We start from the raw sequence: 1,401 nt of genomic DNA, 5'->3' as shown, positions 1-1,401 counted from the left end.
GGATCAAGATCAAACCTTGGGGACTAGGCAAAAATTTTAGATAATCTGAAAAGGAAAAATACTTTGTCTTTAACACCTCTAAGCTGCATTCTGAATTGCTTTATTTTCGAATTAAACGATTCTGCAGATGCATTGGTACTTCTTCTTTCAAAATAATTCAGGATGTCATTATAATGGTTTGTAATCGTATTTTTAAGTGTTGAAAAGGATTTAAAACCTGATTCTTCCACATCTTTAAACCAATGGGCAAGTTTGAGCATTGCTACAGATTTTAATGTGTTCTGATTATAAATTTTCCTTAGTTTATCGGATAAATTGTAAGCTTTTTCCAAATCTGGATATTCATTAAACAGAATTTCAGCTCTCTCACCTTGGCTTTCCGTCCATTTTTCTCTGCTTTTGTAAAGTAAATAACGGCTTCTTGCCAAGAGTTGCTTTGGGGTGTCGCCATTGCTGAAAACTTGGATTTCTGGTTTTGCTTTCTTTTCTTTAGCTTGTTTTAGGATTTCATTTTCTGAATCAATCGCTTCCCACCGGTATTTTACTCTAATTTCTTGAACAGCTTCTGCGGCAAGCTTCTGGACATGGAATCTATCCACAACCTGTACCGCATTGGAAAAGCATCTTTTGGCAACGAGTTTCATAGAACCTGCCATATCTAAGGTGACCTCTTTTACTTTCAGTCTTAATTTTCGATCGATTTTAAGTAGTTTATCGATCGTTTCTTCGCTTTTAGTTCCTTTGATAATGGCAACAATACTTCCTTTTTTACCCTTGGCTTGTTTGGAAGTAAGTACGGTGTAAAGTTCTCCCTGAGATAAGGCTACTTCGTCTAAAGAAAGGTGTTCTGAGAGGTTTTTGGGATATAGAATCCAGTCTTCGGCGTGTTGTTTTTGATGCCAGTCTTTAAAGTCACTGAGCGATTTCTTATACTGTCTTCGGAATTTTTTCCCATTAACACCGTACATCTCTCCGATAGTTTCTAAAGGAAGCGCTTTAGTATCGGCTGATTTTTTTTAAGAATGATGCAAAATCCTGCGTCATTCGGGTTCCTTTGGCGATAAGATTCCAATCTCTTTGTAGAATTTTGCCTGACTTCAAATCAGTCCATCTTCTGCGTTTGATATGCAGCTGTACGGCTTTTCCACGAAGCGGAAAGTCATCAACCGTAATCTCTTCATGAAAGCCTTTAGATTGAAGCTGTAAAACTGAAAATTCTTTGGGAATTGTATTTTTCTCTTCAAAATAAAGGTGAAGCAAGCCATCAATATCTTCAAATTTTACAACATCAAAGTATTCAATTAAGTATTCAGGTAATAATAGCTTGAGTAGGTCTTCTGTTTTCATCCTCTACAAAAGTATCAATTTTTGCCATTACTCCCCAACTTTTGTTGCTGATCC

General features: G+C 36.3%; 2 protein-coding genes. Both read right to left on the bottom strand.

Annotated features, from left to right (window positions below):
- Nucleotides 1-23 precede the first annotated feature (23 nt).
- The gene (locus B0B05_RS16230) at nt 24-968 is read right to left on the bottom strand and encodes an ISAon1 family transposase (RefSeq protein WP_076784609.1); all 945 of its coding nucleotides are present in this window, start codon (nt 966-968) and stop codon (nt 24-26) included.
- Nucleotides 969-996: 28 nt separating this feature from the next.
- Nucleotides 997-1,347: an ISAon1 family transposase N-terminal region protein gene (locus tag B0B05_RS16225; protein WP_076784608.1), complete on the bottom strand. Its 351-nt coding sequence runs from the start codon at nt 1,345-1,347 to the stop codon at nt 997-999.
- Between the last annotated feature and the right edge of the window lie 54 nt (nt 1,348-1,401).

Origin of the sequence: Epilithonimonas bovis DSM 19482 (assembly GCF_900108115.1) — a bacterium.
Lineage (GTDB): Bacteria > Bacteroidota > Bacteroidia > Flavobacteriales > Weeksellaceae > Epilithonimonas > Epilithonimonas bovis.
Note: the sequence above shows the minus strand (reverse complement) of the source record. Positions and strands in the feature narration are given on the sequence as shown.